The 23,346-nt window shown below is 70.3% G+C and carries 17 protein-coding genes; 9 read left to right on the top strand and 8 right to left on the bottom strand.

Going from position 1 to position 23,346, the window contains the following annotated elements; translation table 11 throughout:
* Nucleotides 1–4 precede the first annotated feature (4 nt).
* Genes IPN47_04930 through IPN47_04915 form a run of 4 tightly spaced genes read right to left on the bottom strand, consistent with a single transcriptional unit; the run spans nucleotide 5 to nucleotide 5,416 of the window.
* Complete coding sequence (locus IPN47_04930; GenBank protein MBK9407392.1) at nucleotides 5–865, bottom strand: glycosyltransferase family 2 protein; 861 nt, start codon at nucleotides 863–865, stop codon at nucleotides 5–7.
* Between the two features lie 10 nt (nucleotides 866–875).
* Nucleotides 876–1,991: a glycosyltransferase gene (locus IPN47_04925; protein ID MBK9407391.1), complete on the bottom strand. Its 1,116-nt coding sequence runs from the start codon at nucleotides 1,989–1,991 to the stop codon at nucleotides 876–878.
* 1 nt (nucleotide 1,992) lies between these two features.
* A complete protein-coding gene (locus tag IPN47_04920; protein ID MBK9407390.1) occupies nucleotides 1,993–3,795 on the bottom strand; it encodes an ATP-binding cassette domain-containing protein in 1,803 nt (600 codons plus the stop codon).
* A gap of 40 nt (nucleotides 3,796–3,835) precedes the next feature.
* The gene (locus IPN47_04915) at nucleotides 3,836–5,416 is read right to left on the bottom strand and encodes a response regulator (GenBank protein ID MBK9407389.1); all 1,581 of its coding nucleotides are present in this window, start codon (nucleotides 5,414–5,416) and stop codon (nucleotides 3,836–3,838) included.
* A 64-nt stretch (nucleotides 5,417–5,480) separates the two neighbouring features.
* Here IPN47_04915 and IPN47_04910 point away from each other — a divergent pair, with 64 nt between their 5' ends.
* Together IPN47_04910 and IPN47_04905 are read left to right on the top strand one after the other, a co-directional pair.
* Complete coding sequence (locus tag IPN47_04910; GenBank protein MBK9407388.1) at nucleotides 5,481–5,876, top strand: hypothetical protein; 396 nt, start codon at nucleotides 5,481–5,483, stop codon at nucleotides 5,874–5,876.
* A gap of 162 nt (nucleotides 5,877–6,038) precedes the next feature.
* On the top strand, nucleotides 6,039–6,977 hold the full coding sequence (locus IPN47_04905; GenBank protein ID MBK9407387.1) for an AAA family ATPase: 939 nt from the start codon (nucleotides 6,039–6,041) through the stop codon (nucleotides 6,975–6,977).
* A gap of 29 nt (nucleotides 6,978–7,006) precedes the next feature.
* Here IPN47_04905 and IPN47_04900 read toward each other — a convergent pair whose 3' ends face one another.
* Together IPN47_04900 and IPN47_04895 are read right to left on the bottom strand one after the other, a co-directional pair.
* Complete coding sequence (locus tag IPN47_04900) at nucleotides 7,007–9,214, bottom strand: PAS domain-containing protein (protein MBK9407386.1); 2,208 nt, start codon at nucleotides 9,212–9,214, stop codon at nucleotides 7,007–7,009.
* 12 nt (nucleotides 9,215–9,226) lie between these two features.
* A complete protein-coding gene (locus IPN47_04895) occupies nucleotides 9,227–10,462 on the bottom strand; it encodes an FIST C-terminal domain-containing protein (protein MBK9407385.1) in 1,236 nt (411 codons plus the stop codon).
* Between the two features lie 182 nt (nucleotides 10,463–10,644).
* Here IPN47_04895 and IPN47_04890 point away from each other — a divergent pair, with 182 nt between their 5' ends.
* The 4 genes from IPN47_04890 (at nucleotide 10,645) to IPN47_04875 (ending at nucleotide 13,996) form a co-directional block, all read left to right on the top strand.
* Entirely contained in the window at nucleotides 10,645–11,388 is a 744-nt protein-coding gene (locus IPN47_04890; protein MBK9407384.1) for a YebC/PmpR family DNA-binding transcriptional regulator, read from the top strand.
* A 33-nt stretch (nucleotides 11,389–11,421) separates the two neighbouring features.
* Nucleotides 11,422–11,919, top strand: a complete 498-nt coding sequence (gene ruvC / locus IPN47_04885) for a crossover junction endodeoxyribonuclease RuvC (protein ID MBK9407383.1) — start codon at nucleotides 11,422–11,424, stop codon at nucleotides 11,917–11,919.
* A gap of 257 nt (nucleotides 11,920–12,176) precedes the next feature.
* Nucleotides 12,177–12,785 (top strand): Holliday junction branch migration protein RuvA, encoded by a 609-nt coding sequence (gene ruvA / locus IPN47_04880; protein MBK9407382.1) that lies wholly within the window; start codon nucleotides 12,177–12,179, stop codon nucleotides 12,783–12,785.
* Nucleotides 12,786–12,841: 56 nt separating this feature from the next.
* Nucleotides 12,842–13,996: an aminotransferase class I/II-fold pyridoxal phosphate-dependent enzyme gene (locus IPN47_04875; GenBank protein ID MBK9407381.1), complete on the top strand. Its 1,155-nt coding sequence runs from the start codon at nucleotides 12,842–12,844 to the stop codon at nucleotides 13,994–13,996.
* Between the two features lie 100 nt (nucleotides 13,997–14,096).
* Here the strand turns inward: IPN47_04875 and IPN47_04870 are convergent, their stop codons facing one another.
* Nucleotides 14,097–16,877: an EAL domain-containing protein gene (locus IPN47_04870; protein MBK9407380.1), complete on the bottom strand. Its 2,781-nt coding sequence runs from the start codon at nucleotides 16,875–16,877 to the stop codon at nucleotides 14,097–14,099.
* A 90-nt stretch (nucleotides 16,878–16,967) separates the two neighbouring features.
* On the bottom strand, nucleotides 16,968–18,824 hold the full coding sequence (locus IPN47_04865; protein MBK9407379.1) for an EAL domain-containing protein: 1,857 nt from the start codon (nucleotides 18,822–18,824) through the stop codon (nucleotides 16,968–16,970).
* 229 nt (nucleotides 18,825–19,053) lie between these two features.
* Here IPN47_04865 and ruvB point away from each other — a divergent pair, with 229 nt between their 5' ends.
* The 3 genes from ruvB (at nucleotide 19,054) to IPN47_04850 (ending at nucleotide 23,330) form a co-directional block, all read left to right on the top strand.
* Nucleotides 19,054–20,079, top strand: a complete 1,026-nt coding sequence (ruvB, locus tag IPN47_04860) for a Holliday junction branch migration DNA helicase RuvB (GenBank protein MBK9407378.1) — start codon at nucleotides 19,054–19,056, stop codon at nucleotides 20,077–20,079.
* 315 nt (nucleotides 20,080–20,394) lie between these two features.
* Nucleotides 20,395–21,939 (top strand): Re/Si-specific NAD(P)(+) transhydrogenase subunit alpha, encoded by a 1,545-nt coding sequence (locus IPN47_04855; protein MBK9407377.1) that lies wholly within the window; start codon nucleotides 20,395–20,397, stop codon nucleotides 21,937–21,939.
* Nucleotides 21,936–23,330: an NAD(P)(+) transhydrogenase (Re/Si-specific) subunit beta gene (locus IPN47_04850; protein MBK9407376.1), complete on the top strand. Its 1,395-nt coding sequence runs from the start codon at nucleotides 21,936–21,938 to the stop codon at nucleotides 23,328–23,330. Before IPN47_04855 ends, IPN47_04850 begins: the two co-directional genes overlap by 4 nt.
* The last annotated feature ends 16 nt before the right edge of the window (nucleotides 23,331–23,346 follow it).

Here is a 23,346-nt window from a genome sequence, read left to right as displayed (position 1 = left end):
GGGGCTAACGTGTCTTTTGGGGGGGGCCCCCCACGCGATCGGCACCGCGCCGCGCCAATGCCCACAGCTGCGCGTACTTGGCCGCCACGCTCATCCCCGCCAGCGCCGCGAGGACCACGCCGTGCATCCCGTCGCGCCACCCGCCACGCAGCAGGAGCATGCTCACCACGCGCCCGACCGGGCGCACCAGCAGGTCGGCCAGGCCGGCACGCCGACCGCGCGCGAAGTGCTGCTCCGCCCACGACCGCGAGTAGCGCCCCAGCTTCTCGAAGTACTCGTCGAGCGTGGCGTACGGCGTGTGCAGCAGCGGCTCGCCTAACGTGGCCGGTGTCCCCTCGACGATGACGTGCTCGTGCACCGGACGTTCGTCGTAACGCAGCGCCGCCTCGAAGAGCCGCACGGGTCGGTCACGCTCCCACCCGCCGTGCCTTATCTCGCGCCCGAAGAAGAAGTTGCGCCGGGGCGCGCGGTAGGCACGGGGCGCCCCGCTGGATGCAGCTGGCGGAGACGTCACCAGGCGCGCGACCTCGGCGCCGAGGGCCGGCGTGCCGCGCTCGTCGGCATCGACCACGAGGATCCATGGCTGCGTCGCGCGCTCGATCGCGGCATTCCGCTGCGCCCCGATCGTCGTGAACGGGTGCCGGAAGACCGTCGCGCCCGCCGCGCGCGCCTCGTCGATCGTGTCGTCGGTCGAGTCGTTCTCCACCACCAGCACCTCGCGCGCCCATGACACGCTGCGCACGCAGTCGCCAATGTCCCCCGCTTCGTTCCGCGCCGCGATGATGACGGTCACCGGGACAGAGCCGACGGGGAGCGTCGTCCCGTCGCGCCCGGCGACGGTGCCCTGCAACGGTCGCGCGCTCACCGGACGACGCTCACGGCGCGCCCGGCGCGCTGCGTGACGTCACGCGCTCGCGCGTGGAGCGCGCCGCCTGCTCGAAGGCGGCCAGCATGTCGCGGAAGGGGAACTCGCGCTCCGCTCGCGCACGTCCCGCCGCCCCCATCGCCGCTCGGCGAGCGCGATCCGACAGCAGGACAGCGGTCTCCGCGGCCATCAGCGGCGGATCGAGCGTCGCCATGAGCGTCCCCTGGATCCCGTGGTTCACGTAGCGCGCCGCCACCGACGTCCGCTCGGCGAGCACCGCCACGCCGCGCGCCATGAGGTCGAGCGCACCTAACGCGGCGTCGTCGCCGTCGGCCACGACCCAGCCGGCCGCCACGTCGCGCAACGCCGCCGTCATGTCGGGCGGATGCCCGAGCCACTCCACACGCCGGGCGATGCCGAGGGCAGCGGCGAGGAGCTTGAGTTCCTCGTCGGCGGCGACCGACCCGATGACCCGCAACCGCAACGTCGCATGGCGCTGCGCCAGCAGGGCCACGGCGCGCACCACGTTGGTGGCCCGCCGGAGCGATCCGCGCGTCGCGAGGCACGCGAGCACGATGGGGGCGTCGGCGCCACCGCCCCCCGCCGCGCCGTTGCGGCTGCCGGCCTCCAGCGACGATGGTTCGGCGTCGACGCCGAGTTCCGCGCGCATCGGCGCGAGCGTCCCGCTGGGGGCGGCGTGTCCCGTCGGCGGCGTCTCGCTCGTGTACAGGTGGCGCGCGGGGAGCAGGCGTTCGGCGCGTCGCCCACGCCACGTCAGCTCGAGCTTGGCCCCGGCGGGCACGCGCCGCACCACGCCGCCGCGCTTGGCGCCACGCACCGCGAAGGTCGCCGCCAGCTGCTCGCGATCGTCGTGGACGAACACGACGTCGACGAAGTCGCGCGGCAGCTGCTCGCGCAGTCGCTTGGCATCGCCGCGGGCGCTGCGCCGGGCCGGAAGCGCGACGACCTGCGTCCCGCGCGCGGCCGCCTGCGCGGCCGCTTCGCACCCCGCCGGTGCGGCGAACCAGGTGTCGTGCCCGCGTTCGGCCAGGGCCCGCGCCACGGTGGCAAAGACGCGCGCCCCGCCCTCCCACGCCGTTGCGCCGCTCAGGAAGAGTGCCCGCATCTCAGGCCGAGGCCACGGCAGCTCGCTCGGCAAACTGCAGGGCGTGCAGCCGGCGGTACATGCCGCCTAACGCCAACAGCGCGTCGTGCGTCCCCTGCTCCACCACGCGCCCACGCTCGAGGACGAGGATCTGCGACGCGTGCTGGATCGTCGACAGGCGATGGGCGATCACGAAGACGGTGCGCCCCGAGAGCAGGCGATCGATCGCCTCCTGCACCAGCCGCTCCGACTCGGTGTCGAGCGCCGAGGTGGCTTCATCGAGGATGAGGATCGGCGGGTCGGCCAGCAGGGCGCGGGCAATGGCCAGGCGTTGGCGTTGTCCGCCGGAGAGGCGCGTCCCGCGCTCGCCGAGCACGGTCTCGTAGCCTTCCGGGAGCGCCTGGATGAACTCGTGCGCGTTGGCCGCGCGCGCCGCGGCCTCGACCTGCGCCTCGGTGAAGCGCCCCGGCGCGCCATAGGCGATGTTGGCGCGCACCGTGTCGTTGAAGAGCACGGTGTCCTGCGACACGATCCCCGTGAGCGCCCGCAGCGAGGCGAGCCTGATCTCCTGCGTGTCGACGCCGTCGAGGAGGATCCGCCCCGCCGTGGGTTCGTAGAAGCGCGGGATGAGGTCGACGAGCGTGCTCTTCCCCGCCCCACTCGGCCCCACGAGGGCGATCACCTCGCCGCGTCGCGCCGTGAACGAGATGTCGCGCAGGACCGGCTCGTCGTCGTAGGCAAAGCCGACGCGGTCGAAGGTCACCGTCCCCGCACCGGCGCCCACCTCGCGCGTGCCGCGGTCGCGGGCGACCTCGGTCGGCTGGTCGAGCACCTCGAACAGTCGCTCGGCGGCCGCCAGCGACTGCTGCGCCACCGTCGGCACCTGCGACAGCTGCTTGAGCGGCTGCAACATGCGCATCACGATCGCGAGGAAGGCGATCAGCTCCGACCCGGTGAGCGTCTGGTCGACCTGCACCTGACGGGCGCCAATGAGGAGGATCAGCATGGCGATCCCGGTCGCCACCGTCTCGGTGATCGGCTGGGCGAGGAAGGCGAGGCGATTGACCTTCACCATCCCGCGTGAGTAGCGATCGCTGGCCTCGCGGAACCGTCCTTCCTCGTATCCCTCGCCGCGATACGACTTCACGAGGCGCATCCCGTTGATCGCCTCCTGCACCACGCTCGTCATCTCGCCGTACTGGTTGCCGAGTCGCTTGTGGCCCTTGCGCAGCTTGCGGAGGATCGGCTGCAGGAGCCCGATCAGGAGCGGGGCGACGACCAGCGCCAGGAGCGAAAGGCGCCACGACATCACGAACATCGCGATGATCGAGGTGATCACCATGGCCGCGCTCTGGATCGAGCGCGTGACCGCCTCGGTGATCACCTGCTTGGTCTGCTGCGTGTCCTGCAGGACGCGGGCGAGGATCTGCCCGGCCTTGGTGCGCGTGAAGTAGGCGAGCGGGAGGCGCTGCAGGTGCGCGTAGAGCGTGTTGCGCAGGTCGCGCGTGACGTACTCCTGCAGCGCCGCGCCAAACTGCCCGCTGAGCCAGACCAGGAAGTTCTTGAGCGTGACCGCGACCAGGATGACGACGATGATGTTGCGCAGCGAACCCATCGCGTCGCCCGACCGCAGGAAGGCTCCCACGATCTGCTCCTGGATCTTCGTCACCCGCCCGATCGTCTGCGTCCCGAACAGCGCGTCGAGGAACGGGATCAGGAGGGTGAAGGAGAAGACGTCGAGCAGCGCCGCGCCGATGTTGCAGGCGATCGTCGCCGACATCCGCCAGGTGTGCGGGCGGAGGAAGACTAGGAGTCGCCGATACATCTCCCGGCTCCCGTCGCCCGTTCTCCGTGCGGTGTGTTCGTCACGCCTTGGGGGTCAGCAGCGCCAGCGGCACGATCACTTCCTCCGGCGTCACCCCGCCATGCAGGAACGACCCGCGATACCGGCTCTGGTACTCGCGCAGCTTGGTGGGATACACGAAGAAGGTGTTGCCCACCGCCATCAGCGTGTTGGCTCCCAGCCCGCGCCTCGGCAGCCGCAACGCGTCCTCGTTGGGGAAGAGCAGCGCCTGCTCCGGACGCTCGGCGCGCAGGTCCTCGCCGAACTTGTAGCGCAGGTTCTGCGTCGCGTCGCGCTTGGCGAAGACCGTGGCCGGCGTGGTGCAGTGAATCGACCCGTGATCGCTGGTGAGCACCACCGTGATCTTCTTGCGCGCCGCTTCCTTCAGGAGCGACAGCAGCGCCGAGCGCTGGAACCACTGCAGCGTGAGCTGGCGCAGCGCGATCTCGTCCTTCGCCACCTCGAAGAGGATCGCCGACTCCGAACGCCCGTGCGTGAGCAGGTCGACGAAGTTGAAGACGAAGGCGCTGATCCCTTCCGGGTTGATCGCCGTCGACATGTGGCGCTCGAGCTCGTCCGAGTCGTACGGCGTCGAGATCTTGTGATACCGGACGGGGACCGAAATCTTGAGCTCGCGCATCTGCGCCTCGAGCAGGTCGCGCTCGTGGGCGTTGAGCGTCTCGTCGTCGCGCTCACCCCACCAGTCGGGGAAGCGCGCCGCGATCTCCCCGGGAAAGAGCCCGCTGAACAGCGCGTTGCGCGAGTACGGCGTCGCCGTGGGCAGCACGGCGAAGTAGTGCGTCGTCTCCACATCGAAGAGCGAGGCCAGCGTCGGCTCGACGATGCGCCACTGGTCCACGCGCATGCAGTCGACGACGACGAGGATCACGCGCCGTTCGCGCTGCAACACCGGCAGGACGAACTCGGGGACGATGTCGATCGACAGCGGTGGACGGTCCCCCTCCAGTTCGCGCAGCCACCGCGGATAGGCCCGCTGCATGAAGCCGGCAAACTCGCGCTGCAGGTCGGGATAGAGCCCGCGCAGCGACTCGTACAGTCCCGTCTCCCCCGCCTCGGCCAGGTCGACGTCCCAGCGCATCAGTTCGTCGAAGCGTTCGATCCACCCGCGCCAGTCGAGGGAGCCATGCCGCTCGTGCTCGATGGCCCGAAAGCGGTCGACGAAGGCGCGTGCCACCGCCTGCTTCCGGATCTTGGACCCTTCGAGGATCTTGGTGACCGCCGCCAGCACCTGTCGCGGCGAGACCGGCTTGACGAGGTAGTCGCGCACGTTGGCGCCTAACGCCTCGCGCAGCGTGGCATCCTCCTCGCTCTTGGTGACCATGACCACCGGCAGCGTCGGCGACACCTCGCGAAACTCGCGGTACGCCTCCAGCCCCCGCTTCCCGGGCATCTGCTCGTCCAGGAGCACGACGTCGAAGGGGCGGCGCCGCAGGAGTTCGACGGCGTCGTCGGCGTTGGTGGCGACGGTGACGTCGTACCCCTTGTCGGCAAGAAAGAGGCGGTGTGGCTCGAGGAGTTCTGCCTCGTCATCGACCCACAGCACCTGCTTGGGGGGCTGGCCGATCTTCGGGAGCGGCGGCATGGAGGGGAATGTAGGGGATACACGCGGCGTTTGCCGAGGGACGCGGCGCTCGTAGATTCCCCGCGTGCTCTCGAATCCCCCATACGCCCTCACGCCGGTCGTGTTCCGGTTCCGCGCCCTCACGACGCTGGCCGGACGTCTGCCGCTCGGCGGCGAGCGCGAGTTGGCGATGGCCGTCCTGATGGGCGCGCGACTGGCCGACGGCTGCACGACGCGCGAGTCGCTCTCCCCCGAGCTGCGCAAGGTGCGCGGGCAGGGGGCTCGGCACTGGCTGGGGACGCTGACCCTCCCCACGACCGCCCGTACCGCCGCACAACTGGTTGCCGATGCCAGCGGTGGAGAGTCGAGGGAGGGGGTGGCGACCGCGCTCGATCGCCTGGTGACCCTCGCCGCCCAAGTCCTCGACGCCCCGTCGCGTGCGGAGTTGAAGCAGCTGCTCGCCCTGCTCCGCGCCGCCTGACCGTGCGGCCGCGGCCGCACGCCAACGCGGATCGTCGACCCTTCGTCGCGCCCCGATCGATTCCGATGAGCCTCGACCCGGATTCCCAGTTCGACCCGCTGTACGACCCGGTGAACGCCCCCGTGCGCGATCCCAACGAGCCGCCGACCGGCGAAGCACCTGGTGGCGTGCGCGACGACTGGTGGCGCGCCTGACGACGCGCTGGGTGGCGCGCCTGACGACGCGCCGTTCCGGGCGACCGCCGCGCCGGCGCGCGACGCATCGGCGCCCCGCGTCCTCGACGCCGCCGGGTACCTGGAAGGGATGCTGGCCGCCGGCGGCGCCGGCGACACGCTGTCATGCGGCTTCCCGTCGGTCGATGCCTTGTTAGGCGGCGGCGTGCGCCGCGGCGACCTCGTGGTCCTCGGCGGGGACGTGGCGAGCGGCAAGTCCGCGCTCGCCCTCGCCATGGCGTTGCGCGCCGCCGAGGATGGACGCAGCGTCGCCTTCTTCTCGGGTGAACTGGGCGGCGAGCGCCTGCTCGAGCGCGCCCTGGCCGTGCAAGGGCGCGCGCGCATCGATGACCTCCGCCATGGACGACTGGACGAGGAGGCCTACGCCGCAGTTGCAGCCGCCGCACTCGCCATGCGACCCAACGCGCCGCTCCTCGCGCACCTCCCCCCCAACGGGCTCCCGGGACTCTCGGACCTCCTCATCGAGCATCTCGGGCTCGACCTCCTCGTCATCGACCCGGTGCAATCGCTCGCGCGCGGGACGCACGGCATGGAGGAAGAGCTGGCGCAGGCCGTGCGCGACCTCAAGGGGCTGGCGGTGCGCCGTGACTGCGCCGTGCTGCTGGTGTCACATCTCGAAGGCTCGGTGCGCGAGCGCAGCGACCCGCGCCCGCGCCTCGCGGACTTCGGCGCGTTAGGCGCGCTCCCGCAGCTCGCCGACGTCGTCCTCGCCATCTACCGGCAGGAACTGTACGAGTCGTCGCGCGACCTCGATGGTGCGACCGAGCTGCACGTCCTCAAGCACCGCGGGGGCGGCACGGGCTACGCCGACCTGTACTTCTACAAGCAGTGGTTGCGCTTCGAGGACATGGTCGAGCCCAATCGCTAGCGGTACGGACGCCCGCAGCGCCCCACGGTTCACGTGACGCGCCGCACCCGACTCGCCATCGCCTCTCGCACCGCATGAACCAGCGCCTGCGGCGAGAACGGCTTGGCGAGGAAGACGTACCCGAGCCGCTCGAGGTCCCCGCGCGCCACGTCGTCGTCGGAGTACCCCGACATCAGGAGGACGGGGAGGTCAGGATCGTGCGCGCGCATGGCGGCAGCGAGCGCCCCCCCGCCCATCACCGGCATCATCACGTCGGACAACAGGAGGGCGATCGGCGTCCCGCTCACCTCCGCGGCGCGGCGCAGCGCCTCCTCGCCGTTCCGCGCCTCCAAAACGAGGTACCCCTCCAGCCTGAGGACATGGCGCGCGAAGGCCCGCACGGCGCCATCGTCCTCTACCAGCAGGATCGTGCGCGTCCCCACGCGCGACGTCTCGGCGGCACCTCGCCCCGGCTCCGACGGCGCCGCGGGCGCTGCGTCGAGTTGGGGGAGTAACACGGTGAAGGTGCTCCCCCGACCCGGGGCACTTTCCACGCAGGTGGCCCCGCCCACCTGAGCCACCGCGCCATAGACGAACGAGAGCCCCAGTCCGCTCCCTTCCCCCACCGGCCGGGTGGTGAAGAACGGCTCGAAGACGCGCCCCCGCGTCGCCTCGTCCATCCCCACGCCGTTGTCCGTCACGTGCAATGCGACGTACGTCCCGGGCGCGGTCCCCACCGCCGCCCCCTGCGCGTCGTCGAGCGACACGCGATCCGTCTCCAGGCGGACGATGCCGCCATCGGGGAGTGCCCCTCGCGCATTGAGCATCAGGTTGAGGAGCACCTGGTCGAACTGCGACGGGTCGAACCGCGCATGCAACGCGAGCGGGTGCAGGCGCACCACGAGTTCCACGCGTTCGCCCAGCAGGCGCTGCAGCATCGGTTCGCGCTCGCGCAGGAAGGCGTGCAGGTCGAGCACCATCGGGCGCACCACGCGCCGCCGAGCGAAGGTGAGCAGCTGTCGCACCACCGCCGCCGCCCGATCGGCGGCCGCACCGATCTCGCGTGCCGCCTGGCGTCGCTCGTCCTCCGTGAACGACGCCGTCAGGAGCAACGCGCTGTTCCCGGAGATGACGGTGAGCAGGTTGTTGAAGTCGTGCGCCACGCCCCCCGCCATCAGCCCCAGCGCCTCCATCTTCTGCGCGCCGTGCAGCCGCTGCTCCATGAGCACGCGTTCGGTCACGTCGCTGGCCACCGACATGACCCCGACGATCTCCCCCGAGCGGCCGCGCAGCGGGGCCTTGCGCACGAGCAGGTGACGGAGCGCCTCCCCCAGCCGCCACTTCCGCTCGATGACGGCCGGCACCCCCGTACTCATCACCTCACGATCTTCCGCCGCCACGCACGCCGCCGTCTCGGCATCGCAGAGCTCATCGTCCGTGCGCCCCACGACCTCGTCCGGGTGGCGAGCGAACAGGTGCGCCCCCGCCGCGTTGCACAGCAGGTAGCGACCGCTCGCATCTTTCGCCGTGAGGCCGTCGGGCGTCCCCTCCCCAATCGCCCGCAACAACTCGGCCTGCGCGTGCATGGCCTGCTCGGCGCGCTGCTCACGCATGGCCGCCGACAGCTGACGCGACAGCACCACCGCGAACGCGTCGCGCAGCCGCTCGGCCCCCGCCTCGGTCACCAGGAAGTCGAGGCGCGCCTCGTCCCCCGGGGCGTCAACCACCGACAGCGTGCGGCACTGCAGCCCGTCGGGTGGCGTGGGCGCCGTGGCCTCGTACGAGACGCCCGGATGGACAGGACCGGGGACGACCCCGTTCCAGTGCTGCGCCAGCTCCGGGGCATCTCCCCCGATCCACCGGTGCGCCAGTGCCCACCCGTCGGGACCCCGCACCCAGGCGACCGCCGCCCGCGCCCCCACCCCGGCCGCCACCACCCCGAGCACCTCGGGGAGGAGCCGCTCCGGGGTCGAGGCGCGCATCGCCGCCAGCTGCACACTGGCGAGCAGGGCCACCTCCTCGGCCCGCGCCTTCTCCGCTTCCAGCGTCGCCTGGTGCACCTTCTGCGCCTCGAGCCGCACGTAGCGCTCGAGCATCTCCTGCGAGACGGCGTCGAGCGACTGCTCCACCATGGCCATGTCGGCATCGGCCTGCGTGTACGCGGCGCTCACCGCCTCGAGCAGCGCCTCGTACCCCGCCGGGATGGCGCTCCCCAACGGCACGTGCCGGCGCAGCTGGCGGGAGAGGAGAGGATGCATGGCGGCGGGCCTCTACCGTTCGGCGAAGGTCGTGATCGTCATCGTCTGGTTGTGCAGCTCGGACCGCGTCTGCGGACGAAGCGGCGCCACCTCGCCGTAGGAGTAGAAGCCGGTGCACGCCCCGTCGCGCCCGATGATGTCGCGCACGCACGCCACCTCCTCGTCCACGTGCGCGCCCATGAGGAGCTTGCGCCCGACGCAACTCACCAGGAGGGCGAGTGCCGTCCCTCCGCCCCCCATGCGGGCCGTGCTGGCGGTGGCCGCCGCCGTCGCGGCGTCGATCAGGCGTTCGACATTGGCCCGCATCAGCCGCAACGTTGCACCTGCCGGGACGCCGCCGGCGAAGGTCAGCGAGCGCGCCTCCCGATCGACCGCGCAGACGGTGCGCACGACCTCCCCCACCGACCCCGGGGCCCGCATGGCGAACGGGAAACGAACCGCGCTCCCCGGCAGCGCGCTGGCATGCTCGCCGATGTACCGGCTGAACAGGTCGAGCGCTGGCTCTCCGTCCATGGTGTGCACCACGCATCCGCTCGACGACGTGACCAGACGCGCCGGCCCATAGGGATCCCACCCGCCCAGCGTCCCGTAGCCGACCGTGAGCGACGCGCCGTACAAGCCGACGGCGGCGACCCGTCGCGTCTCCGCCGTCCCTCCAGCGAGGACGAGGGTCCGACGGAAGTGCACGCTGTCCCCCGCCAGACCACCCGTGATCCCAACCGCATCGCCCAGCACCCCGGCCATTCCTTGCAGGAGCGCCATGTGGTCGACGTGGATCCCCTCACTGAACAGCAGGACATGCCCGAGCGTCGGCGACTGCAACGACGCGGCGATCGCTTGACCGACCGCCTCGCTCTCGCTCGCATCGGGAAGGGACTCGGCCACCACGCGAACGCCGGTACGGTCGAACTGGATCGCGGTCGCCACGAGCGAGTCGTCGCGCACCTCGTCACCGCCGATCTCGCCCGCGGTGCTGCATCCGACGATCTCCGCCCGCGGATACTCGGCCGCGAGGTGGGCCAACAGTCCGGGATCCTCCAGCGTCTCCCCGCCCCCGAAGACCAGGACGAGTTGCGCCTCGATCGGTCCACGGTCACCGTGAACGACCGTCCATCCATCTCGCGAGGTCCAGACTTGCTGTTGGGTGATCATCGCCACAGGCGTCGGGGCATGGCACCAGAAGGCGCTCGGAAGCGACAGGCGCAGGAATCCACTGCGCGTGCGCACGTACCGCGTCAACATTGTCACGCGACGCGGCATGCGTCACGCCGGATTCCCCGCATCGATAGGTCGGTGTTCTCCGCTTGTCGAGCGCCGATCGCCGCTCGCGGCGGGGGCGTCGACCAGTCCGCGGCGGTGCCCCATCTCGGATCGCCCTCCGCCGCCGTATATTTCCGCCCCCAACCTTCGGACCCGACGGGACGCGAGAGATGGCTGGTCACAGTAAGTGGAAGCAGATCAAGCACTACAAGGCCGCGACCGACGCCAAGCGCGGCGCCAAGTTCACGAAGCTGATTCGTGAAATCACCGTCGCGGCCAAGTTCGGCGGTGGTGACCCTGGGGGAAATCCGCGCCTGCGTACCGCCATCGATACCGCCAAGGCGGCCTCGATGCCCAAGGAGAACATCGAGCGCGCCATCAAGAAGGGGACGGGCGAGCTGGAGGGCGTCGACTACGTCGAGGTGCTGTACGAAGCGTACGGCCCCGGCGGCGTGGCCCTGATGATCCAGGCGCTCACCGATAACCCGACCCGCACCGTCGCCGAAGTGCGCGCCAAGCTCTCCCGCGGCGGCGGCAACCTCGGCGCCACCAACTCGGTCGCCTTCATGTTCGACCGCAAGGGACAGCTCTACGTCGCCGCCTCCGCGATGGAGGAGGACGCGGCGATGGAAAAGGCGCTCGAGGCAGGTGCGGAGGACTTCGCGCGCGAAGACGAGACCTACGTCGTGTCGACCGCCCCCGCCGACCTGCACGCCGTCCGTCAGGCGCTCGAGTCGGCGGGTCTCGCGACGACCGAGGCCGAGCTCTCGTGGATCCCGAAGAACTCGGTGCGGGTGGAGGGAGAGCATGCGCAGTCGCTCCTCAAGCTCATCGAGACGCTCGAGGACCTGGACGACGTGCAGAAGGTGGACGCGAACTTCGAGATGGACGATGCGGAGCTGGAGCGCGCCTGACCGCGTCTCGCCGACCGAACGGTCTCGCGTGACTTGATCGTCCTCGGCGTCGACCCGGGAACCGCCGTCACCGGATACGGCGTGGTGCGCCCCGGCGATCGAGGGGCGTTCGCACTCGTGGAGTGCGGCGTCATACGCACGAAGGCGCGCGACCCGCTCGCGGCGCGCCTCGTGGAGATCTACGACGGCCTGCGCGAGATCATCGACCGCCACCGCCCGCAGGCGATGGCGGTCGAGAGCATCTTCTACGCGCGCAACGTGCGTACCACCGTCACACTCGGCCATGCGCGCGGCGTGATTCTGCTCGCCGGCGAGCAGTCACACCTCGCCGTCCACGAGTACCCACCGGCGGAGATCAAGAAGGCCGTCTGCGGGACCGGCGCGGCGACCAAGGAGCAGGTGCAATACATGGTCGCGCGCCTCCTCCGGCTCAAGTCTCCCCCGGCGCCCTCCGATGCCGCCGACGGGGTGGCGGCGGCCCTCACCTGCCTGATGACGGCGCGCATCGACGCGCTCGCCGGACGCCGGTGAGCGCGTGGCCACGCGTCGAGATGGGGCGAGCGATTGGGTGCGCAACTCGGCGACTACAGGGGCGAGAGCCGGCGCCGAGAGCCGGCGCGAGGGCGTTCGAAGGGATTGATCGCTGACGCCATGACCGGCGCGGGGGGCCCCCCATCAACAACTTCTCCTCGCCGCCCCCGCCCCGCATCATCATTCCCTTGCCCCTTGGCGCATTTCCTCGCAGATAGCGCTCGCTCCACCCGTTCTGCATCCACCACCCCCCTCGCATGCTCTCACTCCTCACCGGCACCCTCCTCTCGAAGGACCTGGATCGTGCCGAGGTGCTGACTCCGGGTGGCGTGGGCTACGAGCTCTTCATCCCGCTCGGCACCTATGAAGCGCTCCCCAGGGCAGGGGAACAGGTGCGCCTCCATACCTCGCTCGTGGTGCGCGAGGACGAGTGGCTCCTCTACGGCTTCGCCACCCCGTTCGAACGCGCCGTCTTTCGGAAGCTCCTCCTCGCCAAAGGGGTCGGCCCGGCGCTCGCTCTGGGGATGCTCTCCACGCTCTCGCCCGAGCGGCTCGTGCGCGCCATCCGCGAGAAGGACCTCGTCACCCTCCAGCAGGTCCCGCGCGTCGGACGCAAGAAGGCCGAACAGCTCATCCTCGACCTCGCCGACAAGCTCGACGAGGTCGCGTCGGCCCCCGCCGACGGCACCCGCCCAGTTGGAGCCTCCGACGCCGACGCCGTGCGCGCCCTCGTCTCCCTCGGCTACGCCGCCCCCGACGCCGAGAAGGCGGTGCGCGGTGCGCGAGAGTCGATGGGCCCCTCTGGCGCAACGTCGTCCACGGCAGAACTTGTGCGGGCGGCCCTCCCGTTGGTCGGGAAGCGCTGAGCCGCAACCGTTAGGCACCCTCCGCATTTCGTCTCCCGCCCCAAGTCTCCCTCCATATGCCGGCAGCACGCACCGCGAGCTTCACCGAGTCGGTCATCCGCGAAATGACACGCGTCGCCCAGCAGTACGGCGCGATCAACCTCGCGCAGGGCTTCCCCGACTTCCCCATGCCCGAGGTGATGAAGGACGCCGCGTGCGCCGCCATCCACGGCGACGTGAACCAGTACGCAATCACGTGGGGGGCGCCGGCGTTGCGGCTGGCGATCGCCGAAAAGTACCACCGCATGTACGACTACACCGTCGACCCCGATCAGCAGGTCACTGTGACGTGCGGCGCCACGGAGGCCATGGCCGCCGTCTTTCTCGCCATGATCGACCCCGGCGATGAAGTGATCGTCTTCGACCCGTTCTACGAGAACTACGGCCCCGACGCGATCCTCGCCGGTGCCAAGCCGGTCTTCGTCCCGCTCGAACCCCCGGGCTGGAACTTCGACCCGCAGCGCCTGCGCGACGCCTTCACCGAGCGCACCAAGGCCATCATCGTCAACACCCCGCACAACCCGACCGGGCGCGTCTTCACCCGCGAGGAACTCGACCTCATCGCCGAGCTCTGCATCGGGAACGACGTCTGGGCCATCACCGACGAGATCTACGAGCACATCCGCTATGCGGGCTCGCACCATGTGCTCGCCACCTGGCCGGGCATGGCCGAGCGCACGATCACGATCTCCGGACTCTCCAAGACGTTCAGTTGCACCGGATGGCGCCTGGGCTACGCCATCGCCCCCGCGCGCGAGGCGGTCGCCATCCGCAAGGTGCACGACTTCCTCACCGTCGGCGCGCCCGCGCCGTTGCAGCAGGCGGCCGCCGTCGGGATGGCGTTCGACGCCGATTACTACAACCACCTCGCCCTCGACTATCGCGCCCGCCGCGAGATCCTGTGCGACGCACTCCGCTCCGCCGGCTTCACCTTCACCCCCCCAGAGGGCGCCTACTACATCCTGGCCGGCTACCAGGGGATCAGCGACATGGGCGACGTGGACTTCGCCCGCTGGCTCGCCCGCGAAGTGGGAGTCGCCACCGTCCCGGGCTCGTCCTTCCACGTCGCGGGAGGCGCCCCACGCAACTACGTGCGATTCGCCTTCTGCAAGCGCGCCGAGACGCTGCGAGCGGCCGCCGAGCGCCTGGCCGCTATTCCGGCCCGGGCCTAACGACGGACGCGCGGCACGCCACGCGGCGCGCAGCACGACACAGCCGGCGCGTCGGGCGCAGGGTGCCTACGCGCCACCGCAGCGCGCCACCGCAGCGCGCCTAACGCGCCGCGGCGAACGCCGGCACCAGGCGCCCTCCGCCCGACGCCGTCGGGCGCATCGCCAGCTCCTCGCGAATGCGCGCCAGGAGCTGGTCGGAGGTCAACGGCCGCGCAAACAGGTAGCCCTGCCCCATCTCGCACCCAAGCTCGCGCAGCGCCTGCAACTGCCCCTCCGTCTCGATCCCTTCGGCCACGATCCGCATCCCCAGGCTCTCGCCGAGCGCCAGGATCGCCCGCACGAGGCGCGGGTCGAAGCTCCGCGCCGCCATCGGCGCCACGAATGACCGGTCGATCTTGAGCAGGTCGATGGGAAACCGCTGCAGGTAGCTCAACGACGAGTATCCCGTCCCGAAATCGTCCAGCGCCAGCGACACGCCCAGCGTCTTGAGCGCCTGCAGCACGCCAGCCGCATCGTCCGAGTCGCGCATCAACACGCTCTCGGTGATCTCCAGGAGGAGCTGCTCCGGCGGGATGTCGGACTCCTCGAGCGCCATCCGGACATCGGCGATCAGGCTCGCATCGTGGATCTGCCGCGCCGAGATGTTCACTCCGACGTGCAGCTGCTCCCCCGTCTCATCGCGCCACCGTCGTGCCTGGCGGCACGCCTCGCACAGCACCCAGCGCCCCAGCGCCACGACCAGCCCCGCCTCCTCGGCGATCGGGATGAAGGTGGCGGGAGGAATCTCGCCTCGCGTCGGATGCGTCCATCGCACCAGCGCTTCCACCCCGAGCAGCTGGCGATGGTGTAGCCCGACCACCGGCTGGAAGACGAGGCGCAGCTCGTCCGCCTCGATCGCCTTGCGCAGGTCGGCCTCGATGTCCAGGCGCGTCGCCACGTCCGAGTGCATGTGCGGCTCGAACACGGCACACGCCCCTTTCCCGCGCGTCTTGGCGATGTACATCGCCAGGTCCGCGTTGCGCATCAGCTCCGACGGGTTCGCCGCATCGCGGGAGTTGGCGATGCCGATGCTGACCCCCACGTGGATCGCCTTGCCCTCCACCGTGACCGGCGCGCGCAGCGCCTCGAGCACGCGCGCCGCCACCGCCTCCGACATCCCCGCGTCGTCGACGTTCTCGAGCAGGATCGCAAACTCGTCGCCCCCGAGCCGCGCGAGCGTGTCCCCCTCCCGCAGTTCGGCGGCGATGCGTGCACTCGTTTCCACCAGCAGCACGTCGCCGGCCGCGTGCCCTAACGAGTCGTTGACGCGCTTGAAGTCGTCGAGGTCGAGGAAGAGGAGCGACACCGTCCCCGGCGCGCGCGCCCCGCGCCGGAAGGCGTGCTCGAGCCGGTCGAGGAACAGCGTGCGATTGGCCAGGCGGGTGAGCGGGTCGTGGAAGGCCTGGTGGGTCAGCTGCCGCTCCAACTCCGCCCGCTCCGAGACATCGCGCGAATTGAGGACGATCCCCCGCACCGTCGGCTCGTCCAACAGGCTGGTCGCCACGTGTTCCGCGTGGATCGTGCGCCCGTCGGTCGCCCGGAAGCGCCACTCGCCGCGCACCGACTCCCGCCCGCTGGCCACCGCGCGCCCCAGCAGCCGCAAGGCGTCCCCGACGTCCGCGGGGTGCACCAACTCGAGCAGGCGGGAGCCAACGAGCGCCCCGGCCGGCGTCCCCAGCGCGTCCAGGGCCGCCGGACTCGCGTACCGTACCGCGAAGTCCCCGTCGATGATCAGCAGCATGTCCGACGCGTGCTGCACCAACGCGCGAAAGCGTGCCTCCCCCTCGCGCGCGAGGGCGTCACCCGCCAGCCGCACGTTCTCGCGCACCGCCACCCACTGCCGCGCGAGGACGAGCGCGGTCACGAGCGTCGCCCCCCCCGCCAGCACGCGCGTGGCCGTCCCCGAGTCCCGCGTCGCCACCATGAGCAGGAGCGCGAAGACGATGGCGCTCGCAAGGTAGGGAAGCGCGGGCTGGTGCAGCCCCGGCGGGGCCGACACCTCGTGCCCCGCCGGCGACCGTGCCGAGACCCGCTGCCAATGCGCCGCCACCGCCATCAGCAGTGCCGAGGTGGCCCACAGCACGTCGAGGAAGCTCCCGGTCTGGTACGTCCGGTATCCGATGCGGTACGCGTACACGCCATCAGCCACCAGCAGCACGAGGAGCGAAATCCCCAGCAGCGTCACCACGCCCCGCCGCGCATCGGAGGGTTCGCGCAGCCACAGCACCGTCGCCCCCACCAGCATGATCGCGTCGCCTAACGGGTACACGGCAGCGTAGGCCAGGACCTCCCGGGACGTCGCGGCCGACTCGACTGCCCCGGGAAGCAACGCGAGGTGCAGGAGGACCACCCCCCCGGCCACCACGACTATCGCGGCATCGAGCGAGTGTATCGCACGCCGCGGACGCTCCGGTACCGGGCGCGGGAAGCGCAACAACCCCACCAGCAGGAACGGATAGGAGAGCAGGTACACGGCGTCCGACACCGCACGCATCAACGGGGCGTCGCCCCGAACCTCCGCCACGCCGTACGCGGCGTACGCCGCCCACTGCGCCGACACCGCGATGGCCAGTGATCGCCAGGCGAGGCGCCCTCCTGCGTCGACGCGCGCGTCAGTCGCGGCGCGCCACGCCACGAACGACAGGAGTCCGAACGAGGCGATCTCGGCTACCACCTGCACCGTGTGACGCCCCTGCCACGTCACCCCGGGCGTGAGCTGCAGCGCCAGCACGACCAGCACGTGCATGGCAATGCCGGCGCTCCCCACCGCACTGTCCATGGTGGACGAGGCGAAGAGACGCCGAAGTCGCGGGGGGCGCGGAGAGTAGGGAGAATCAGGCATGACGCACCTGTGATTCTCGACCGCGCGAACCGCGAACTGGAGTGTTCCCCTCCGCTCCCCCGGCACGCCGAGCGCGCGGGCGAGCGCGCCCTACGACCGCTCGTCCGGCACCCCCGACGCGTGACGCCGACGCCCCCGATCGGGCGCATACATCTCCACGACCGACGGCCCGCGCACCGGTTCGCGGACGAAGGCGGCGAGATCGTCCGCCGCCATGGGGCGGGCGAAGAGGTACCCCTGCCCGAGCGTGCATCCCATCGCGCGCAGTCCGTCCCGCTGCTCGGCGCGCTCGATCCCCTCGGCCACCGCATCCAGCTGCAACGCCTGGCCAAGCGCGATGATCGCCCGCGCCAGCACCGGGTCGCCCCCGCTCGTCCCGACGGCATCGACGAAGGTGCGGTCGATCTTCAGCATGTCGATCGGGAACTGCTGCAGGTACCCCAGCGACGAATAGCCGGTGCCGAAGTCGTCAATCGCCAGCTGCAATCCGAGCGTCTTGAGCTGGCGCAGCGTCTCGAGCGTCGCCTCCGAGCGCTGCATCAGCACCGACTCGGTGATCTCCAGCGTCAACGCCGCCGGGTCGAGCCCCGAGTCGCGCAGCGCCTCCTCCACGTCACCCACCAGCGACTGCTCCTGGAAGTGTCGCCCCGAGAGGTTGACCGACATCCGCAGCGCGCGCGCGCCGCGCCGGCGCTCCCCCCACTCCCGCGCACGATGACACGCCTCCTGCAACACCCCGCGCCCGATCGGGACGATCAGCCCGGTCTCCTCGGCGATCGCCACGAACCGCGACGGGCTCACGTGCCCTCGCGACGGGTGGCGCCAGCGGACCAGCGCCTCGGCCCCGAACATCGCCCCCGTCGCCAGATGGACGATCGGCTGGTACTCCACCCGGATGTCCCCCGACGCGACCGCCGCGCGCAGGTCGGCCTCGAGCTCCAGCCGGTCGAGCACCTGTTCGTGCATCGCCGGGGCGTAGATCGCCCACCGCCCCTTGTCTCGTCCCTTCGCGAAGTACATCGCGAGATCGGCGTTGCGCAGTACCTCCTCCGCGGTGTGGCTGGCCTCGACCGCCGCAATCCCGATGCTCACCCCGATGAAGACGTCGCGCCCCTGCATCCGGAACGGCGTCCGCAGCGCCGTCGAGATGCGCTCCGCGATAGCCTCCGCGTGCGCCATGTCGTCCAGGTCCTCGAGAAGCACGGCGAACTCGTCACCGCCCAGTCGCGCGATGGTGTCCCCCGGGCGCACGCACGTGGACAGGCGCGCCGCCCCCGCAATCAGGAGTTCGTCGCCCACGCCGTGCCCTAACGAGTCGTTGACCTTCTTGAAGTCGTCGAGGTCGAGGAAGAGCACCGCCGACGGTCGATGGTGCCGCGGCGCACGCGCCACGGCGTGCCCCACCCGGTTCAGGAAGAGCGAGCGGTTGGCGAGCCGGGTCAGCGCGTCGTGAAACGCCTGGTGCGTCAGCCGCGACTCGAGCGACCGCCGCTCCGAGATGTCGCGCACATTGACCACCACCCCGTTCACCGACGGCTCGTGGTGCAGGTCGGTGGCGATGTTCTCCGTCCACTGCCACATCCCCGACGATCCCCGGATGCGCCACTCCGCCGCACTCCGCCCGCGCGACGTCCCCAGCGAGGCGAGGAACCGCGTGGCCTGCGGCAAGTCGTCCGGATGTACCAGCGCCGGCAGGGCGACCCCCTCCAGCGACGTCGCCGGACGCCCGAACGTATGGGCGGCCGCCGGCGACGCAAATCGAATCACCCCGCCGGCATCGACGATGAGGGTGACATCGGAGGAGAGCTGCACCAAGGAGCGAAATCGCGCCTCGCTCGCTCGCGTCGACGCCGCCTCGTCGCGAGACTGCTGTGCGCGCACCACGAGGACGGCCACGGACGCCAACGCGAGCACCAACGCAATCGCCAGGACCGGGACGAAATTCACAGAAGAACGACGCCCGCCGCATGGCGAGGTCACAGAACTCCAATCTTCGAATTCGGCGTATTTTCGGGCTATATTCCTGCGGGCGCTGCGCCCGCCGCGATTCGCGTAGCACCACTGGTGAAGTGCACGTGTTTGTGAGCTCTTGGACGGGAGTCGCAGCAGGACGCGCCGCGACCCCGCCTGGCGTCCCGTCGCCTGTCCTTCGTCCCCCCGTCCCCCGTCCGATTCCGTGTCTCGAGAAATCACCACGCCCGACGAACTCCCCGAGGAAGGGCCGGTCGAGCTATCGCTCCGGCCGCAGCGACTCGGGGAGTTCATCGGGCAGACGAAGGTGAAGGAGAGCCTCCGCATCTACATCGATGCCGCCCTGAATCGCCGGGAGCCGCTCGACCACACCCTCTTCTTCGGTCCGCCGGGACTCGGCAAGACCACCCTGGCCGAACTCATCGCGCGCGAACTGGGCGTCAACATCCGCACGACGTCCGGCCCGGCGCTCGAGAAGCCAGGTGACCTCGTCGGCACGCTCACCAACCTGCGCGAAGGGGACATCCTCTTCATCGACGAGATCCATCGCCTCAAGCCGGTCATCGAGGAATTCCTCTATCCCGCGATGGAGGACTACCGCATCGACATCCGGCTCTCCGAGGGCCCCAAGGCGCAGACGATCACCATGCCGATCGAGCGCTTCACCCTCATCGGCGCCACCACGCGCCAGGGGATGCTCACGCCGCCCATGCGCGCCCGCTTCGGCATCGTGCAGCGCCTCAACTACTACCCGGCGGAGGACCTCGAGCACATCGTGCGACGCACCGCCGAGGTCCTGCAGGTCGAGATCGACGCCGAGGGAGCACACGAGATCGCCCGCCGCGCCCGCGGGACGCCGCGCATCGCCAACCGCCTGCTGCGTCGCGTGCGCGACTACGCGCAGGTGCGCGCCGACGGGGTCATCTCCTGCGCGGTCGCCGACGCGGCGTTGCAGCTGCTCGACGTCGACCAGTTCGGCCTCGACGACATGGATGCGCGCATCTTGCGCGCGATCATCGAGAAGTTCGAAGGGGGGCCGGTCGGCGTGGGCTCGATCGCAGCCGCCGTCGCCGAGGACACCGGGACCATCGAGGAAGTGTACGAGCCCTTCCTCGTGCAGAACGGCTTTCTGCAGCGTACGCCCCGCGGACGCGTGGCCACCGCGCTCGCCTATCGACACTTCGGCTTCTCCCCGCCGACGTCGTCCGAAGCGCAGTCGGAGCTGTTCTAGCGTCGCCGTGCCAGCTCGGGTCGGCGTTGCACGCGCGGCACTGATCCGACCTGTTCACACATCGACGCGATATTGCGCCCGCGACGCGCGGCCGAGACTGGAAATCGAGCGCCAATTCGTCCCCTCTCTTGTCGAGTGTGGGACCGTCAGGCGAGCTTTCTGCGCCGCTCGCTGGAACCGGGATACCAGTTTCCCAGCGACGGTGCGGAGCAGGCGGTCTCGTTCTACGCCCTCGCCCAGCGAATCGCGTGCGCCCACCGATCGGTGCGCTCACCCTCGCATGGGCATTGCCCCACCTTGCGCGATAACTCCTTCATGAAAGTTGGCATCCCACGGGAGCGATTCCCCGGCGAGCGCCGGGTCGCCGCTACTCCCGATTCGGTGAAGAAGCTGGCCAAGCTCGGCTTCGCGGTCGAAGTCGAGCACGACGCCGGACTCGCCGCAGGCTTCGACGATGAGTCCTACGTCGCGGCCGGCGCCACGATCACCCCCTCCGAGAGCGTCTGGGCGAGCGACGTCATCGCCAAGATCCGCCCCCCCGCTGACGACGAAGTCGGGCGGCTCAACGGCTCCCAGACCATCATCAGCTACCTGTACCCCGCCTTCAACGGCGAGACCGTGCAGAAGCTGGCGGCGCGTGGCGTGAATGCCATCGCGATGGATCAGGTCCCGCGTACGACGCGCGCGCAGAAGGTCGACGCGCTGTCGTCGATGGGGAATCTCTCGGGATACCGGGCGATCGTCGAGGCGGTCAACGTCATGCAGCGCCCGCTGCGTGGCCAATCGACCGCCGCTGGCAAGATCCACCCCTGCAAGGTGCTCGTGATCGGGGCCGGCGTCGCCGGCCTCGCGGCCATCGGTGCGGCGCGCGCCCTCGGCGCCATCGTCCGCGCGTTCGACACGCGCCCCGCGGCCAAGGAGCAGGTGGTCTCGATGGGCGCCGAGTTCCTCGAGATCAACCTCGACGAAGACGGCAGCGGTACCGGCGGCTACGCCAAGGAGATGAGCCCCGCGTTCATCGAGGCGGAGATGGCGCTCTTCCTGGCGCAGGCCAAGGAAGTCGACATCATCGTCACTACCGCGCTCATCCCGGGAAAGAAGGCCCCCACGCTCATCACCGCCGAAATGGTGCGGGCGATGAAGCGCGGATCGGTGGTCGTCGACCTCGCCGCCGAACAGGGGGGCAACTGCGAACTCACGCAGCGCGACAAGGCGGTCGACGTCAACGGCGTGACGGTCATCGGCTACACCGACCTCCCGTCGCGCATGGCGCAGCAGGCCTCGACACTCTACGCCACCAACATCACCCACCTCCTCGAGGAGATGGGGGGCGCCGAAAAGTTCTCGGTCAGCGACCAGAACGACATCGTGCGGCCGATGACGGTGCTCAAGGCGGGCGAGATGAAGTGGCCGCCGCCAGCGCCGGCCTCTCCGCCTCCCGCGGCGGTGGTCGCGGCGGCGCCCAAGGCTCCGGCGCACGGACAGGGGCACGGCCACGGTCACGGTGCACCGTCGGGTGAATCCTCCGCCTTCGGGCGCTGGGGACTCCTGGTCGCCGGACTGGCGCTGCTCGCCGTCGGCTACGCCGCGCCGGCCTCGTTCATCACGCACTTCACCGTCTTCGTCCTCGCCTGCTTCATCGGCTACCAGGTCATCTGGAGCGTGACGCCGGCGCTGCACACCCCGCTCATGAGCGTCACCAACGCCATCAGCGGCATCATCGTCATCGGCGGCATGCTGCAGGTGAAGGGAAGCTCCGCAGCCTCCCTCGTCGGACTCGCCGCCGTCGTCCTCGCCACGATCAACATCGCCGGCGGTTTCCTCGTCACGCAGCGCATGCTGAGGATGTTCCACCGGTGAGCGACTCCCTCCTCAACTCCGCCTACATCGGCGCAGCCGTTCTCTTCATCCTGAGCCTCAAGGGGCTCTCGCATCCCGAGACGGCCAAGCGCGGCAACACGTACGGCGCCATCGGGATGGCGATCGCCGTCCTGGCGGTCGCGATCCAGGCGCAGATCATCACTTCGCCGCTCCTCATCGGCGCCATCATCGTCGCCGGCGGCATTGGCGCGGTCCTCGCGGCCCGCGTCCAGATGACGTCGATGCCGCAGCTCGTCGCCATCCTGCACTCGTTCGTTGGGGCGGCCGCCGTGCTCGTCGGCGTCTCGTCGCACCTCGGCCCGCTCGAGCAGCTCACCGGGGCCGAAAAGACGGTGCACGCCGTCGAGACCTTCCTCGGTGTCTTCATCGGCGCCCTCACCTTCACCGGCTCGGTGATCGCGTGGGGCAAGCTGCAGGGGGTCATTCGCAGCAAGCCGCTCCTCCTCCCGGGTCGCCACCTGCTCAACGTGGCCATGCTCGTCGCGTCGCTGTATCTCGGCGTCGTCTTCGTGCAGGACGGCCCGCAGGCGCTGCAGTCGCTCCTGATCATGACGGCCATCTCGGGCGTCATCGGCATTCACCTCGTGATGGCCATCGGCGGCGCCGACATGCCGGTCGTCGTCTCGATGCTCAACAGCTACTCGGGATGGGCGGCGTCGGCGGCGGGCTTCATGCTCAACAACGACCTGCTGATCATCACCGGCGCGCTGGTGGGTTCGTCAGGTGCAATCCTGTCGTACATCATGTGCCGGGCGATGAACCGCTCGTTCGTCTCGGTCATCCTGGGCGGCTTCGGTGCCGACGAAGGGGCCGCGCCGGCTGGCGGTGCCGTGGTGGAAGGCGAGATGGTCGCCACCTCCGCCGAAGAAGTGGCCGATCAGCTCAAGCAGGCACGCTCGGTCATCATCGTCCCCGGCTACGGCATGGCGGTGGCGCACGCGCAACATCCGCTCCGCCAGATCGTCGAGGTCCTGCGCAAGCAAGGGACCAGCGTGCGCTTCGCGATTCACCCGGTGGCCGGACGCCTCCCGGGGCACATGAACGTCCTGCTCGCCGAAGCCAACGTCCCGTACGACATCGTCCTCGAGATGGACGAGATCAACGCCGACTTCCCCGAGACCGACGTCGTCCTCGTGATCGGGGCCAACGACATCGTGAACCCCAGCGCGCTGGACGATCCCAGCTCGCCGATCGCCGGGATGCCGGTGCTGCACGCCTGGGACGCCGAGAGCTGCATCGTCTTCAAGCGCGGCAAGGGGGCCGGCTACGCCGGTGTGGAGAATCCGCTCTTCTTCAAGCCCAAGACGCGCATGCTCTACGGCGACGCCAAGGCATCGACCGACACGCTGCTCAAGCTGCTGCAGGGCTAGCCAGCGGCTCCCCCGC

Source organism: Gemmatimonadota bacterium, assembly GCA_016719105.1.
In the GTDB taxonomy this organism is placed as follows: domain Bacteria; phylum Gemmatimonadota; class Gemmatimonadetes; order Gemmatimonadales; family Gemmatimonadaceae; genus SCN-70-22.
The sequence above is the reverse complement of the archived record's forward strand: the minus strand, read 5'-3'. Positions and strand labels throughout refer to the sequence as shown.